Annotated in this window: 13 protein-coding genes; 8 read left to right on the forward strand and 5 right to left on the reverse strand. The window is 71.7% G+C overall.

Features of this window, described 5'->3' with window-relative positions:
* Nucleotides 1-9 precede the first annotated feature (9 nt).
* The gene (locus E4622_RS00125) at nt 10-441 is read right to left on the reverse strand and encodes a MarR family transcriptional regulator (protein ID WP_134738072.1); all 432 of its coding nucleotides are present in this window, start codon (nt 439-441) and stop codon (nt 10-12) included.
* A 1,125-nt stretch (nt 442-1,566) separates the two neighbouring features.
* On the opposite strand from E4622_RS00125, the gene E4622_RS00130 reads away from it, so the two are divergent.
* Nucleotides 1,567-3,771 (forward strand): hypothetical protein, encoded by a 2,205-nt coding sequence (locus E4622_RS00130; protein WP_134738073.1) that lies wholly within the window; start codon nt 1,567-1,569, stop codon nt 3,769-3,771.
* Between the two features lie 90 nt (nt 3,772-3,861).
* On the opposite strand, the gene E4622_RS00135 is transcribed toward E4622_RS00130, so the two are convergent.
* The gene (locus E4622_RS00135; protein WP_134738074.1) at nt 3,862-4,818 is read right to left on the reverse strand and encodes an alpha/beta fold hydrolase; all 957 of its coding nucleotides are present in this window, start codon (nt 4,816-4,818) and stop codon (nt 3,862-3,864) included.
* Between the two features lie 50 nt (nt 4,819-4,868).
* Nucleotides 4,869-5,318 carry an Lrp/AsnC family transcriptional regulator gene (locus E4622_RS00140; protein ID WP_245155817.1) on the reverse strand — a complete coding sequence of 150 codons (450 nt, stop codon included), beginning with the start codon at nt 5,316-5,318 and terminating at the stop codon, nt 4,869-4,871.
* Between the two features lie 131 nt (nt 5,319-5,449).
* Here E4622_RS00140 and E4622_RS00145 point away from each other — a divergent pair, with 131 nt between their 5' ends.
* From E4622_RS00145 to paaK, 4 genes are all read left to right on the forward strand, one after another.
* Nucleotides 5,450-6,535 carry a thiamine pyrophosphate-dependent enzyme gene (locus E4622_RS00145; RefSeq protein ID WP_134738076.1) on the forward strand — a complete coding sequence of 362 codons (1,086 nt, stop codon included), beginning with the start codon at nt 5,450-5,452 and terminating at the stop codon, nt 6,533-6,535.
* On the forward strand, nt 6,532-7,518 hold the full coding sequence (locus tag E4622_RS00150; protein ID WP_134738077.1) for an alpha-ketoacid dehydrogenase subunit beta: 987 nt from the start codon (nt 6,532-6,534) through the stop codon (nt 7,516-7,518). The genes E4622_RS00145 and E4622_RS00150 overlap by 4 nt, the downstream gene beginning before the upstream one ends.
* Nucleotides 7,515-8,816, forward strand: a complete 1,302-nt coding sequence (locus E4622_RS00155; protein ID WP_134738078.1) for a dihydrolipoamide acetyltransferase family protein — start codon at nt 7,515-7,517, stop codon at nt 8,814-8,816. Before E4622_RS00150 ends, E4622_RS00155 begins: the two co-directional genes overlap by 4 nt.
* 133 nt (nt 8,817-8,949) lie before the next feature.
* On the forward strand, nt 8,950-10,245 hold the full coding sequence (gene paaK, locus E4622_RS00160) for a phenylacetate--CoA ligase PaaK (RefSeq protein WP_134738079.1): 1,296 nt from the start codon (nt 8,950-8,952) through the stop codon (nt 10,243-10,245).
* Nucleotides 10,246-10,284: 39 nt separating this feature from the next.
* Here paaK and E4622_RS00165 read toward each other — a convergent pair whose 3' ends face one another.
* Both E4622_RS00165 and paaZ read right to left on the reverse strand, forming a co-directional pair.
* Nucleotides 10,285-10,593, reverse strand: a complete 309-nt coding sequence (locus tag E4622_RS00165) for an EthD family reductase (RefSeq protein ID WP_134738080.1) — start codon at nt 10,591-10,593, stop codon at nt 10,285-10,287.
* On the reverse strand, nt 10,593-12,629 hold the full coding sequence (paaZ, locus tag E4622_RS00170; RefSeq protein ID WP_134738081.1) for a phenylacetic acid degradation bifunctional protein PaaZ: 2,037 nt from the start codon (nt 12,627-12,629) through the stop codon (nt 10,593-10,595). The genes E4622_RS00165 and paaZ overlap by 1 nt, the downstream gene beginning before the upstream one ends.
* A gap of 86 nt (nt 12,630-12,715) precedes the next feature.
* Here paaZ and paaA point away from each other — a divergent pair, with 86 nt between their 5' ends.
* Genes paaA through paaC form a run of 3 tightly spaced genes read left to right on the forward strand, consistent with a single transcriptional unit; the run spans nt 12,716 to nt 14,895 of the window.
* A complete protein-coding gene (gene paaA, locus E4622_RS00175) occupies nt 12,716-13,651 on the forward strand; it encodes a 1,2-phenylacetyl-CoA epoxidase subunit PaaA (protein WP_134738082.1) in 936 nt (311 codons plus the stop codon).
* A complete protein-coding gene (paaB, locus tag E4622_RS00180) occupies nt 13,648-13,944 on the forward strand; it encodes a 1,2-phenylacetyl-CoA epoxidase subunit PaaB (RefSeq protein ID WP_134738083.1) in 297 nt (98 codons plus the stop codon). Before paaA ends, paaB begins: the two co-directional genes overlap by 4 nt.
* A 12-nt stretch (nt 13,945-13,956) precedes the next feature.
* Entirely contained in the window at nt 13,957-14,895 is a 939-nt protein-coding gene (gene paaC / locus E4622_RS00185; protein WP_134738084.1) for a 1,2-phenylacetyl-CoA epoxidase subunit PaaC, read from the forward strand.
* The last annotated feature ends 10 nt before the right edge of the window (nt 14,896-14,905 follow it).

Consider the following 14,905-nt stretch of genomic DNA (forward strand, 5'->3'; position numbering starts at 1 on the left):
GCCTTCAGGTTAACTGAAGGTGGCTCCGCCTCCACCAACGGTCGGCGGCAACGACGCGCGAAGGGCGCCGATGAGCTCCGGGTGGGCCGCCGCCAGCTGGGCATCGAGCCGACCCAGCACGGCGGTCACCTCGCCGAGCAGCGCCTCGCCCGCGGCCGTCACCTGCAGCGTCGAGGCGGCCCCGGCGTGCGCGGTGCCGTCGCCGACCAGACCGGCGGCGGTGAGCGCCGCGACCGCCGTGTGGGCGCTCTGGACGGTGATGTGGGACCGGCGCGCCAGCTCGCTGAACGAGATCCCCGGCGTCCTCCGGACGTGCCCCAGCAGCCCGTACTTGCGGATCGTCAGCCCCAGTGGCTTCAGCGCCTCCGCGAACGCCGCCTCCCACGTCCGAGCCACCGCCAGCAGTGCGATCGTCGGACTGAACGGAGGCGGCGCCGGCATGGGGGGAGCCTAGTCAGCCAGGCGCCGCCCGACGGTCGAGGAGGACGAAGTCCTCACTCCAGACCACGGGGACGTCGTCGCAGCGATGCCCTCGGGCTCTGGCCGAGACATCGACAGAGGCCTGAGGGCGGTTGCCCAGGAGACGAGGGCGTCTTGGCTCGTTTGCCTGAGGTGGGGCCCGGGACTCGCCTATCGTCGGGCGCACCACGTCGACAGTGCTGAGGAACGGACGCCAGCTTCATGGGTCGGAAAGTTGCAGTTGCGAGCGCGCTGGTTGCCCTGCTCCTCGTCACGTCGCTGGGAGCTGTGGCGGACGCCGCTCCACGATCCGGCGAGATGCCAGGTCGCGCGGGTGCGAGGCTCACCTGCGCGGACGCGGAGGCCGCGGTGCAGGCGGCCGCAGTGTCGCTGCGTTCTGCGAAGAAGCAGGTGAAGCGAGCGCGGGCGGCTCTGAAGCGTGCGGTGCGCTCCGGCCGGCCCACCCGTCCGGCGAAGGTGCGGCTGCGCAAGGCCCAGCGGGTCGCGGTGGCGGCTCGGGCGCGCCTGGACCGTGCCCGCCGACAGATGACCGTCTCGTGTGCGTCTGCCCCCGCTCCCGCACCCGTGACCGGCCTCGTGACCGTCGTCTCGGCTTCGTCGGTGAGCCTGTCGTGGCACGTCCCCACCCCCCGGCCGGTGGGCATCACCGTCCGGAGGGCCGTCGGGCGCGTGGCACCCACCGCAGCGAACCCGGGCGCCTTGGTGGCGAACCTGCCCGGCACGGCGGCCGGGCACGTGGACGCCACCGTCTCGTCCTCGACGACGTACAGCTACAGCGTCTTCGTCCGCGACAGCGCCGGGCGGCTCTCTGCGCCGGCATCGGCATCGGCGACCACGCTGGGCGCACCGGACACGACCGGCCCGGGCGCTGTCACCGGGCTGGACGTCGACCCGACGTCGTCCACGATCGCCTTCGTCTGGACCCCTCCCGATGACGCGGACCTGGCCGGCGTCGAGATCAGGCGCTCGGACGGCGATGTCGCGCCCGGGGTGGGTGGAGGCGTGCTCGTGTTCACGGCTGCGCCGTCGGCCGCCGACTACACCGACGCCGGCCTGACGAGCGGCCAGGCGTACTCCTACTCGTTCGTGACCTTCGATGCGGCCGGAAACCGTGGCGCGCCGGTGAACGTCAGCGTCGCTCTCCCGGACGCGGAGGGAACGGCCACCGGGGTGGCTCCGAACTCGGACACGGTCGAGCCGTCGCCCGACCTGGTGAGATCGGTGGTCGACAACGGCGACGGGACCGTGACGTTGACGGTAGGCACAGCGCCGACGGCTCGTGGTGCGAAGGCCGGTGCGCGGTGGCGCATCGGCTCAGCCCAGGTCTCGGGTACGCCGGTCGCCGGGCAGAACCAGTGCGACTACTTCGGTTTCCAGCTGTCGGGCGGACAGCCTGGCTCGACGTTGGTGCGTCCTTTCGCGGGCGCGCCGTACGGGTTGATGCAGCGCAACACGGTCGTGCAGACCGACATCTCGGGGTCCTACTGCAAGGTGACGGGTCCTCGGGCGACGATCGACGAGGCCTACAAGACCTTCGACCGGGCGTGGGTCGTCGAAGGCAGTGCCGTGGGTCCCCGGTACTCCGGAGACGTCGGGTACGCCGACAAGGCGAAGCTGCCGTTCGGGTGCACCGCGAGCAGCGGTGCGACCTTCTCGGCGACGGCGGACTTCTCGGACATCTCGGGTCGCGCAGACATCAAGTGGACCGGGTCGGGGACGCCTTCGGTGGAGGTGTCGGTGACAGCCAAGCCGACGTTCACACTCGAGGCGAAGGTGTCGGGGAACCTCACGTGCACCCCGTCGCTGGGGAAGGGCTTGTTCCTCCCGCTCGGGTCGACCCCCTTGGTGTTGGAGCTGAAGCCGGAGGCGACCGTCACGATCGACGCATCCGTCGACGCCACGTTGACCTTCAGGCCCACGCTCACCCTGTCGACGACGCAGGCGAAGAACCACCTCACGGTGCCGGCGCCGGTGCTGTCCGGGGCGGCCGAGGCCACCCTCGACGCCGGCCTGTACCTCAACGCGAGCCTGATGGTGGCCGGCGTGGCCGGGATCGAGGGGAAGATCGGTCCACACCTGACGGCACCGCTGACGAGCCCGTTCTGCGGCGACCTGTCCATCCATGCCTCGCTCGCTCTGAAGGTGGACGTGCTGTTCCGGAACTGGACGCAGCCACTGGCGTCCGGCGACTTCGCACACACCAAGGTGGGGGACTGTCCGGGCTTGGACGGAAGTGTGCAGCTCGGGCCCAGTGGCCGAGGGCAGTCGCTGGACGCCGAGCTCGACGAGACCGGCCAGGTACTCCTCCACGACTACAACTGCTACGGCCGAACGACGGTGCGAGCGACGAACGTGACGACCTCCGTGGGCGACGACGCCATCTGCTTCACCAACGACATGACGTCGGACGCCAAGGCGGTCATGTACCCGCAGTACTCGAGGAAGAACGTCGTCCCCCAGTCCCAGGTCGACTGCCCCGACCCGCAGGGGTACATGTACCGCTGGGACCGAGCGACCAAGGCGACGGCCTGGATCGACCTGGGGGGCGCCTGTCACTACCAGGCGTTCAAGGTGAGCGACAACGGCCGCTGGCTCGCCGTGCTCGTCGACGAGAGCGGCGGACGGCTCCTGCTGCGAGATCTGGAGACAGGCTCGACCACCGAGATCGCTCCACCGTGCGAGTGGTGTGCTCCTCGAGGTGTCAGCGATGACGGTTCTCGGGTGGTCTACGACGGTCGGACGCAGCTGGTGACGCGGGACGGAGACGTCGTCGACGGCGCGACCGAGGCCGCGGTGTACGTGTGGGAGCGCGGCGTCGGGTCGATGCGCATCGCCGGGGGCGGTGCCGCCACCGACGACGTGAGGGTCCTCTCGACGAGTAGGGACGCGCGGACCGTGGCGTTCAGCCGGACACCGGGGGCTGCCGGTGCCATGAACGAGCTGCACCTGTGGCGCGCCGGGACCGGTGCGGAGCAGGTGCCGATCGGGGACAACAACGGGTACCTCGCGGTGTCGCTGTCCGCCGACGGGAGTGTCGCCGGCGTCACCTACCGGGAGCCGGCCGGTGACGAGCTCTGGCGATCATCGTTGTACTGGTCGGACAGCCAGGTGCTCCAGACGGTGGAGGAGCTGGGGTTCGCGCACACTGCGTCACAGCTCGTCCTGAGCGGCGACGGGTCAACGATGGCGTTCAACACCGAGGACACCTTGGTCGCCGAGGACGTCGACAGCAGCACGGCCTACGACGACGACTACGACTGGTACTTCGCGGAGGTCCCCCCGCCGGCCTGAGGCACGTCGGAACCTGTTGCGGCACTGGGGCTCAGAGACCCGCGGGGAACCGGTCGCGATGCCACGGCGATCGACTCCGCGCAGGGCTGGCTACACCGCGGCGCGCAGGTGGGCGCCCCAGCCCTCGACGAGGTCGAGGTACTCCTCCGGGCTCTCCATCATCAGCGCGTGCCGGCGGTCGTCGAGCACGTGACCCTGCCAGTCGGGCCGGGACTTGAGCACCTGGCGCAGGACCTTGGCAGGCACCAGTGCGTCGGCGGTGCCGCCCAGGATGAGGGTGGGCGCCTCGACGGCGGCGATGGCGCGCAGGACGCGGCGCGGGTTGGTCCACAGGGCAGCGATCGACAGCAGGGCGGTGCGCAGCGCCTTGCGGCGGCCGGCGGCGAGGTCGTCGTCGGGGTCCGCGAACTCCTGCGCCATCAGGTCGATCAGCTCGGGGCGTACGCCGTCCGGGTCGGTGAAGATCAGCCGCAGCAGGTGCCGGTTGCGGCGCTCGTCCGAGCCGGCTCCCGCGCCGACCAACCCGAGGGCGGTGGCGCTGATCGACGAGAGCACGATCGGCGCCATGCCGTCGAAGGTGGCGCGCGCCGGGACCAGCAGGCGGAGCGGGTGGGACGGCGGCAGGGCGGGGGAGACCAGCACCAGGCGCTCGACGCGCTCCGGCTGCTGAGCGGCGAGGAGGGTGGCGATCAGGCCGCCCATGGAGTTGCCGTGGAGGTCGAAGCGGGTCCAGCCGAGGGCGTCGGCGACCTGGATCACGAAGGCGACGTAGGAGTCGACGGTCAGCGCGTCGTCCTCCTGGGCCTGCGTCTGGCCGAAGCCGGGCAGGTCGACCGCGACGACGGGGCCGGTGGCGCTCAGTCCGGGCATGACCTCGACCCAGGTGACCGAGGAGCCGCCGAGGCCGTGGACGAGCAGCTGGGGCGTCCCGTGGGCGGCGCCCTTCTGGGCCGGTGCCCGCAGGATGCGGACGGCGCGGCCGCCCACCTCGAGCGTCTCGTCGACGACGCCGGGCCAGGCCCGACCGACTCTCCTGGCTGATCGCATACTCCGAGTATGCCAACCGGTGGGCTGATCGCGTACCACCCCTAGAGGTGTCACTGGCTGGGGCGGGGCTCGGGCTCCTCGAAGACCAGGAGGGTGCGGGTGGAGATGACGCCGGCCATGCCCTGGATCTGGTCGAGGACCACGCGGCGCAGGTCGGCGTTGTCGGCGGCGCGGACGAGCAGGACGACGTCGAACTCCCCGCCCACCAGCGCGATGTGCTCGACGCCGGGCAGGGTCTGGAGATGCTCGCGGATGCTGCGCCAGTCGGCCTGGCGGACGTTGAGGGTGACGTAGGCCGAGGTGCCCAGGCCGCTGAGCACCGGGTCGACGTCGGCGCGGTAGCCGCGGATCACCCCGGAGGACTGGAGGCGCTCGACCCGCGCGTAGGCGTTGGCCCGCGAGATGTGCAGGGTCTCCGCGAGCGTGCGCATCGACATCCGGCCGTCGCGGGTGAGGGCGTCGAGGATCCGTCGGTCGGTGTCGTCGAGGGGGCTGGCCACGTGTCTCGTCCTGTCTGCCCGACTCGCGGCTGAGTTGGACGTATGGCACCCGAAAGTGCCGTTCGGTGAGACATAGTCTTGCATCTCGCACGACAGTGGCGTCTGATCGGCCGTGACAGCAGGATCGCGTCATGACACGCGATCCGGAAGCACTGCTCCCGTCCGCCGAGCCGGTGATGCTGATCGACCCCTCGGGCGTCCCGACGGGCCTGGCCGAGGTCCCCGACGACGACACCATGCTGGCGGCGTACGGCGCGCTGGTCGCGGCCCGTCGCCTCAACGACCAGGCCTACGCGCTGGTGCGCCAGGGCCGCCTCGCGGTCTACCCGTCCTCGCACGGCCAGGAGGCCTGCCAGGTCGCCGCGGCTCAGGTGCTCGGCGCCGACGACTGGCTCTTCCCGACCTACCGCGACACCGTCGCGGCCGTCACCAGGGGCGTCGACCCGGTCGAGGTGCTAGTGCTGCTCAAGGGCGACTGGCACTCCGGCTACGACCCCTACCGCACCAAGGTCGGCCCTCAGGCCACCCCGCTCGCCACCCAGCTGCTGCACGCGGTGGGCGTCGGCTACGCCGCCAAGCTGCGCGGCGAGCCCACCGTCGTGATGGCGCTCTGCGGGGACGGCGCGACCAGCGAGGGCGACTTCCACGAGGCGCTCAACTTCGCGGCGGTCTTCGGCGTGCCGGTGGTGTTCTTCGTGCAGAACAACGAGTACGCGATCTCGGTGCCGCTCGCGCGCCAGTCCGTCGCACCCTCGCTGGCCCACAAGGGCGTCGGCTACGGCGTGCCGGGGGAGCGCGTCGACGGCAACGACGTCGCCGCCCTGCTCGCCGTGCTCGGCGGCGCGGTCGCCAAGGCCCGCGCAGGCGAGGGCCCGCAGCTGGTCGAGGCCCACACCTACCGGATGCAGGCGCACACCAACGCCGATGACGCGACCCGCTACCGCCAGGACGACGAGGTCGCGGCCTGGGTCGAGCGCGACCCGCTCATGCGCGCGGAGGCCTACCTCCGCGGGCGCGGGGTGCTGGGCGACGACCAGGTGACGGCGTACGCCGCCGAGGCCGACCGCGTGGCCGCGCACGTGCGCGAGGGGCTCAACCGCGACGTCGAGCCCAACCCCGACGACCTGTTCGACTTCGTCTACGCCCGCCGTACCCCGCAGCTCGAGGAGCAGGCCGCGCTGGTCGCCGACGAGCTGTCCCGAGAGGACGCGTCATGACCCACGAGAAGCTGACGATGGCGCAGGCGCTCAACCGGGCGCTGCGCGACGCGATGGCCGAGGACCCCACCGTCCTGATGTTCGGCGAGGACGTCGGCCCGCTGGGCGGCGTCTTCCGGATCACCGACGGGCTGACCGCGGAGTTCGGCGAGGAGCGCTGCTTCGACACCCCGCTCGCGGAGTCCGGCATCGTCGGGCTCGCCGTCGGCATGGCGATGAACGGCATGCGCCCGGTGGTCGAGATGCAGTTCGACGCGTTCGCCTACCCGGCGTTCGAGCAGGTCGTCAGCCACGTGGCCAAGCTGCGCAACCGCACCCGCGGCGCCGTCACGGTGCCGATGGTGATCCGGGTGCCGTACGCCGGCGGGATCGGCGGCGTCGAGCACCACTGCGACTCCTCGGAGTCCTACTACGCGCACACGCCGGGCCTGCACGTGCTGGCGCCGGCCAACGCCGCCGACGCCTACGGCCTGCTGCGCGAGGCGATCGCCTCGCCCGACCCCGTCGTCTTCCTCGAGCCCAAGAAGCTCTACTGGTCCAAGGAGGAGGTCGACCTCGCCGCGCCCGTGCCGGGCATCGGCAGGGCCGCCGTCGTCCGCGAGGGCACCGACGCCACGCTGATCGCCTACGGGCCCTCGGTGCCGACCGCGCTCGAGGCCGCGGAGGTGGCGGCCCAGGACGGCCGCAGCCTCCAGGTCGTCGACGTCCGCTCGATCGTGCCGTTCGACGACGCCACCGTGTGCGACGCCGTGCGCTCCACCGGCCGCGCGGTCGTCGTGGCCGAGGCCGTCGGGTTCGCCAGCGTCTCCTCGGAGATCGTCGCCCGCGTCACCGAGCGCTGCTTCCACTCGCTCGCCGCACCGATCAGGCGCGTCACCGGCTTCGACATCCCCTTCCCCCCGCCCAAGCTGGAGCACTTCCAGCTGCCCGGCGTCGACCGGATCCTCGACGCCGTCGACGACCTCCAGTGGGAGGACTCGTGACCACCGCGACCGAGACCGGCCAGGTCTTCCTCCTGCCCGACCTCGGCGAGGGCCTCACCGAGGCGGAGGTCGTGCGCTGGCTCGTGGCCGTCGGCGACGACGTGACCGTCGATCAGCCGATCGCCGAGGTGGAGACCGCGAAGTCGCTGGTCGAGGTGCCCTCGCCGTACGCCGGACGCGTGGCGGTCCTGCACGGCGCCGAGGGCGAGACCCTCGACGTCGGCACGCCGCTCATCACCGTGGAGGTCGCGACCGGGCCCACGGACGAGGCGGAGCTCTACCGCGAGGAGGAGAAGGCCGGCTCGGGCAACGTGCTCATCGGCTACGGCACGCCGGAGGCCGGCGGCTCGCGCCGGCGCCGCCGTCCGCGCGCGGTGACGGCTCCTGCTGCCGCCGCGCCGGTGGCCTCGCCGCCGCCCAGCGGCCGCCGTCGCCCGCCGCGCGTGGTCTCCCCGCTCGTGCGCCGGATCGCCGCAGAGGCGGGGGTCGACCTGCACGCGCTGACGCCGACCGGCTACGGCGGGATCATCGTGCGCGCCGACGTCGAGCGCGCGATCGCCGCGCCCCTCCCCGCCGACGCGCCCGAAACTCTCGGGCGGGTCAGCGGGGGCGGCGAGCGGATCCCGCTCAACGGCTTCCGCAAGGCCGTGTCGGCGGCGCTGTCGCGCAGCCGCTCGGAGATCCCCGAGGCCACCGTCTGGGTCGACGTCGACGCGACACCCCTGTGGGAGCTGCGGGAAGGCAGCCGCACGGCTACCGACCCGGGGCCGGGGATCCTGGCCTACCTGGCGCGATTCGTGGTGGCCGCGCTGAAGGAGTACCCCGTCCTCAACTCCCGTCTCGACGTGGAGCGCGAGGAGATCGTGCTCAGCGACACCGTCGGCCTCGGCATCGCGGTGCAGTCGGAGCGGGGACTGGTGGTGCCGGCCGTGCTCGGCGCGGAGTCGATGACCACCTCCGGTCTCGACGCCGCGATCCGCGACCTCACGGCGCGGGCTCGCGAGGGTCGGGCCACGGCCGAGGAGATGGCCGGCGGGACGTTCACGCTCAACAACTACGGCGGATTCAACGTCGACGGCAGCGCCGCAATCATCAACCACCCCCAGGTCGCGATCCTCGGCCTCGGGCGGATCATCGACCGTCCGTGGGTGGTCGACGGCGAGATCGTGGTCCGCAAGATCACCCAGATGTCCTTCGTCTTCGACCACCGCGTGTGCGACGGCGGTACGGCGGCCGGCTTCATGCGCAGCGTCGCCGACGCGATCGAGGATCCCGCCAGCGCGATCGCGAGGCTGTGAGCGTCTTCGGTGGTTGAGGAAGGCGCGCAGCGCTTGTCTCGAAACCCCTGTCCTGGGGGTCGTGGTTTCGAGATGGTCGCTGCGCGACCTCCTCAACCACCGGACACCACCCAGATGTGTTGAACTGAGAGGCATGGCCGGGATGCACGAGCTGGAGCCGATCGAGACCGCATCGGTGGACGAGCTGCGGGCGCTGCAGCTCGCGCGACTGCAGGACACGCTGCGCCGTGCGTACGAGCACGTGCCGCACTACCGGCGGGCCTGGGAGGCGGCCGGGGTGCACCCCGACGACGTCCGGGAGCTGGCCGACCTGGCGCGGCTGCCGTTCACGACCAAGGCCGACCTGCGCGACAACTACCCCTTCGGCATGTTCGCGGTGCCGCGCACGGAGGTCGTGCGCGTGCACGCCTCGTCCGGCACGACAGGCAAGCCGACCGTCGTCGGCTACACCGCCGAGGACGTCGACATGTGGGCCGCGGTCATGGCGCGCAGCATCCGCGCCGGCGGCGGGCGCCCGGGCGACGTCCTGCACAACGCTTATGGCTACGGGCTGTTCACCGGCGGACTCGGCGCGCACTACGGCGCCGAGAAGCTCGGCTGCACCGTCGTGCCCGTCTCCGGCGGCATGACCGAGCGCCAGGTCCAGCTGATCCTCGACTTCGAGCCGCGCGTGATCATGGTGACGCCGTCGTACATGCTGGCGATCGTCGACGAGATGCGCCGCCAGGGCGTCGACCCGCGCTCGACCTCGCTGGAGGTCGGGATCTTCGGTGCCGAGCCCTGGACCAACGAGATGCGGCTCGAGGTGGAGAGCATCCTCGGCATCGACGCGGTCGACATCTACGGGCTCTCGGAGGTGATCGGTCCCGGGGTCGCGTCCGAGGTCGTCGAGACGAAGGACGGCCTGCACGTCTGGGAGGACCACTTCTACCCCGAGGTCATCGACCCGGTGACCGGCGCGGTCCTGCCCGACGGGGAGAGGGGCGAGCTGGTCTTCACCTCGCTCACCAAGCAGGCGATGCCGGTGATCCGCTACCGCACCCGCGACCTCACCCGGCTGCTGCCCGGCACCGCGCGCACGATGCGGCGGATGGAGAAGATCACCGGACGCACCGACGACATGATCATCCTGCGCGGCGTGAACCTGTTCCCGACGCAGGTGGAGGAGCTGCTGCTCGGTACGCCGGAGCTCTCACCACACTTCCAGTGCGTGCTCTCTCGCAGCGGGACGCTCGACGAGATGACGGTGCTCGTCGAGCACCGCGAGGGCGTCGCGACCCCCGCCGCGGAGGAGGCCGGGCGTCGCCTGCGGCAGCTGGTGAAGAGCACGATCGGCGTCAGCATCGCCGTCGAGGTGCGCGAGCCCGGCGGGATCGAACGGTCCGTGGGCAAGATGCGCCGGATCGTCGACCAGCGCCCGAAGCGCTAGCTCCGGGAGGGTGGTTTCGAGACAGGACTTCGTCCTTCCTCAACCCCCGGCTTGCTGGATCTCCTCGACCTCGCCGGTGAACATCACCTTGCGCGCGACGTCGTAGGTCTCCGCGTCGGCGGCCGCCGCGTCGTTCTGCGGGGAGGACAGGCCCGCCTTCATCGCGTCCCTGTCGGCGAACCACAGCTCCGCGACGAGGTACGGCGCACCGTCACCGCGCGGGGTGGTCAGGGTGAAGCGCTCGAGGCCGGGGATGGCCTGCACGAGCGGGACGTGCCGCTCGCGGTAGGCGGCCAGGAACGCGTCGCCGTCGGCCGGGTCGAAGTACTGCACGGTCAGTCGGTGCATCAGCGGTCCCACTCCTTCGCGACGAGCGTGAGCACGTCGTAGGTGGCGACAGGGTCGCCGTCGGCGTTGGTGACCACAGCATCCCAGCGCACCTCGCCGTAGTCGGCACCGGACCGCGGGGTGATCTGCTTGACCGTCAGCGTGACCGCGATCGAGTCGCCGGCCTTGACGGGAGTCAGGAACCGCAGGTGGTCGACGCCGAAGTTGGCCAGGACCGGGCCCGGGTCGGGGTCGACGAACAGGCCCGCGGCGAGCGAGACCACGAGGTAGCCGTGGGCGACGATGCCGCCGAAGAGCGGGTTGTCCTTGGCGGCGGCCTCGTCGGTGTGGGCGTAGAACGTGTCGCCGGTGAAGTCGGCGAAGTGCTCGATGTCCTCGAGCGTCACCGTGCGTGCCTCCGAGGCGATGGTGTCGCCGATCGCCAACGTGGCCAGGCTCTTGCGGAACGGGTGCACGTCGCTCGCGGTGCGCGCCGAGCCCGTCGTCCAGCGGCCGGTGATCGCGGTCATCATGTCGGGGGAGGCCTGCACGGCGGTGCGCTGCATGTGGTGCAGGACGGCGCGGACGCCACCGAGCTCCTCGCCACCGCCGGCGCGACCGGGGCCGCCGTGCACGAGCACGGGCAGCGGCGAGCCGTGGCCCGTGGACTCGCCGGCGTCGTCGCGGTCGAGGACCAGGACCCGGCCGTGCCACGGCGCGACGCCGAGCACGACGGTGCGGGCGACGGCGGGGTCGTGGGTGACGAGCGAGCCGACCAGGGAGCCCTTGCCGCGCGCGGCGAGCTCGACGGCCTCCTCGACGGAGTCGTAGGTGAGCACGGTGCTGACCGGGCCGAACGGCTCGACGTCGTGGGCCTCGACCGCGCCCTTCTGGGCGCGCAGCAGGACCGGCGACATGAACGCGCCGCGCTCGGCGTCGGCGTCGACGACCTCGACGTGGTCGGGGTCGCCGAAGACGACCTCGGCGGAGGAGCGCAGCTGCTGCACGGCCTTGCGTACGTCGTCGCGCTGGCCGAGCGAGGCCAGCGCGCCCATGCGGACGTCGTCGTGGGCGGGGTTGCCGACGGTGACCTTGGCCAGCCGCGCAGAGATCGCGTCGACGACCGCGTCCGCGATCGCCTCGGGCACGATCGCGCGCCGGATCGCGGTGCACTTCTGCCCGGCCTTGACCGTCATCTCCGCGACGACGCCCTTCACGAACAGCTCGAACTCCGGGTCGTCGACCGAGACGTCCGGGCCCAGGATCGAGCAGTTGAGCGAGTCGGCCTCGACGCCGAGCTGGACGCCGCCGTGGAGCACGTTGGTGTGGTTGCGCAGCATGCCGGCGGTGTGGGCCGAGCCGGTGAACGCGACCGAGTCCTGCACGGTCAGCTCGTCGAGCAGGCCCGAGGCGCTGCCGCAGAGCAGCTGGAGCGTGCCCTCCGGCAGGATGCCCGACTCGACGATCCGGCGTACGGCGAGCTCGGTGAGGTAGGCGGTCTGGCTGCCGGGCTTGACGATCGTCGGCAGGCCCGCGAGGAATGCGGGCGCGAGCTTCTCGAGCATGCCCCAGACGGGGAAGTTGAAGGCGTTGATCTGCACCGCGACCCCGGGCCGCGAGGTGTAGAGGTGCTGGCCGACGAAGGTGCCGGCCTTGCCGAGACGCTCGAGGCCGCCGTCGAGCGCGACGATGTCGTGGGGGAGCTCGCGCGTGCCCTTGCTGGCGAAGCTGAAGAGCGTGCCGATGCCGCCGTCGATGTCGACCGCCGAGTCGCGGCGGGTGGCGCCGGTGCGGAAGGAGAGGTTGTAGAGCTCGTCCTTGCCGGCCATCAGGTGCTTGGCCAGCTGCTTGAGCAGGGCGGCCCGCTCGTGGAAGGTCAGCGCGCGCAGGGCGGGTCCGCCGACGGTGCGGGCGTGGGCGGTCATCTCGCCCAGGTCGAGCCCGGTCGCGGAGATCCGCGCGACCTCATCGCCGGTGGCGGCGTCGAGCAGGGCGTTGCCCTCGTCGCTCGCGCGGTGCCAGCGGCCGGCGGCGTAGCTCTCCAGAAGTCTCGACACGGGGGTCTCCATCTCGTTGCGCGGGGTCGGATCGTGTGTCAGAGTATTACAGACCGATCGGTCAGTAAATAGGTGAGGAGGCGTCCATGACGCTCACGGACCACGAGCTCGAGCAGGCCTTCGAGACGACCATCGCCCACAACGACCGCATCGAGCCGCGCGACTGGATGCCCGAGGGCTACCGCAAGACCCTCGTGCGGCAGGTCGCCCAGCACGCCCACTCCGAGATCATCGGGATGCAGCCCGAGGGGGCGTGGATCACGCGCGCGCCGTCGCTGCGCCGCAAGGCGATCCTGCTGGCCAAGGTGCAGGACGAGGCCGGCCACGGGCTCTACCTCTACTCCGCGTGCGAGACGCTCGGCGTCTCCCGGGGCGAGCTGACCGACATGCTCATCCAGGGTCGCCAGAAGTACTCGTCGATCTTCAACTACCCGACGCTGAGCTACGCCGACGTCGGCACGATCGGCTGGCTCGTCGACGGCGCCGCGATCTGCAACCAGGTGCCGCTGTGCCGCACGTCATTCGGGCCCTACGGCCGCGCGATGATCCGCATCTGCAAGGAGGAGTCCTTCCACCAGCGGCAGGGCTACGAGCTGCTGATGACGATGATGCGCGGCACCGACGAGCAGCGCGCGATGGTCCAGGAGTCGGTCGACCGCTTCTGGTGGCCGGCGCTGATGATGTTCGGCCCGCCCGACGCCGAGTCGCCCAACTCCGCGCAGTCGATGGCCTGGGGCATCAAGCGCAACACCAACGACGAGCTGCGCCAGCGCTTCGTCGACATGAGCATGCCGCAGGCCGAGGCGCTCGGCGTCACGTTCCCCGACCCCGACCTGCGGTGGAACGAGGAGCGCGGACACTACGACTTCGGCACGCCCGACTGGGACGAGTTCATGCAGGTGGTCAAGGGCGACGGGCCCTGCAACCGCCAGCGCATCGCGCACCGCAAGCGGGCCCACGAGGACGGCGCGTGGGTGCGGGAGGCCGCCACGGCCTTCGCCGCGAAGGAGCTGTCCGCATGAGCGAGGAGCCCCAGGCCGAGTGGCCGCTCTACGAGGTGTTCGTGCGCGGCAAGCGCGGCCTCAACCACGTGCACGTCGGCTCGCTGCACGCAGCCGACGACGAGATGGCCGTGCGCCACGCCCGTGACGTCTACACGCGGCGCAACGAGGGCGTGAGCATCTGGGTGGTGCGCGCCGAGGCGATCACCGCCTCCAGCCCCGACGAGAAGGACCCGTTCTTCGCGCCCAGCGGCGACAAGGTCTACCGCCACCCGACCTTCTACGCCATCCCCGACGACGTCCCCCACATGTAGGAACGGACTGACATGTCGCACTCCACCCCGGACCCCAACGACGCGCACGGCTCGGTCTTCGACGGCCTGCTCGGCTCCGACGACTCGCAGTGGGCCTTCGGCACCGACTTCGAGGACCCGCTGGCCGGCGTCGACACGACCATGCCCGAGGGCGTCGCGCCCGACGCGCTGGCGACGTACTGCGTGATGCTCGCCGACGACGCGCTCGTGCTGTCGCACCGGGTGTCGGAGTGGTGCAGCAACGCCCCGGACCTGGAGGAGGACATCGCGCTGGCCAACATCGCGCTCGACCTCCTCGGCCAGGCGCGGCTGCTGCTGGCGCGCGCCGCGGCCGCCGACCCGACCGTCGTGCCCGCGCTGCCGGAGGGCTCGCCGGTGCCGCCCGAGGACGCGCTCGCGTTCTTCCGCGAGGCCGGCGACTTCCGCAACGTGCGGCTGGCCGAGGTCGACAACGGCGACTTCGCCCACGTGGTGTGCCGGATCCTGCTCTTCGCGACGGTGCGCCTGGCGCTGATGGAGCGGCTGCGCGAGAGCCGCGACCGGGTGCTAGCCGCGGTCGCAGCCAAGGGTGTCAAGGAGCTGGCCTACCACCGCGACTACGCCGGACGCTGGTTCCTCACGCTCGCGCAGGGCACCGACGAGTCGCGCCGCCGCCTGGTCGCGGCGCTCGAGGACCTGTGGCCGCTCTATCCCGAGCTGCTCGCCACCCACGCGGTCGAGGACGAGGTCGCGACGGCCGGGGTGGGCGTCCGCCCCGCCGACGTCGCCGCGGAGGTCGAGGTCGTGCTCGAGCAGGTGCTCGCGATGAGCGCCGTGGAGCGCCCCGACCGGCGGGCGCTGGCCGGCGTGCGCGGCCGCACCGGCCGCGACGGCCTGCACACCGAGGCGCTCGGCCGGATGCTCGCCGAGATGCAGGTCACCGCCCGCGCCCACCCGATGGGCCAGTGGTGAAGGGCCAGTG

The organism is Nocardioides sp. 503 (assembly GCF_004522095.1).
Classification (GTDB): Bacteria; Actinomycetota; Actinomycetes; order Propionibacteriales; family Nocardioidaceae; genus Nocardioides.